Annotated in this window: 1 pseudogene; it reads left to right on the plus strand. The window is 67.4% G+C overall.

The features are described from left to right. Nucleotides 1–114: 114 nt before the first annotated feature. A pseudogene (locus tag G4D85_RS48740) lies at nt 115–331 on the plus strand (hypothetical protein); the annotation flags it as partial.

The following is a 331-nucleotide window of genomic DNA, read 5'->3' on the forward strand; positions in this document are numbered from 1 at the left end:
CCACGCGCAACTGGACGCCCGCGGGGCCCGTGCGCCTCAACCCCTCCGCGAACACCACGCCCATTCAGCACGCACGGACGAAGACGCGCTGACCCGACTCACCCGACATCTTCCTTGACGCTCACCGGGCGGCGCTTCGTGAAGGAGGGGTGGACCAGCATCCGCATCTTCTCAGGCAGCCGCGAAATCGGAATGCACCCGGGCACCATTCTGTCCGGGAAGCTCCTTTTCGGAGATCGCGTCTATGGCCGCTTCACCGAGGCCCGGCTGCCCAAGGGAGGTGGCACCGTACGCGTGTGCATGGAGCTGCGGGACGGGTCCGGCAAGCGTG

This window comes from Pyxidicoccus trucidator, assembly GCF_010894435.1.
In the GTDB taxonomy this organism is placed as follows: domain Bacteria; phylum Myxococcota; class Myxococcia; order Myxococcales; family Myxococcaceae; genus Myxococcus; species Myxococcus trucidator.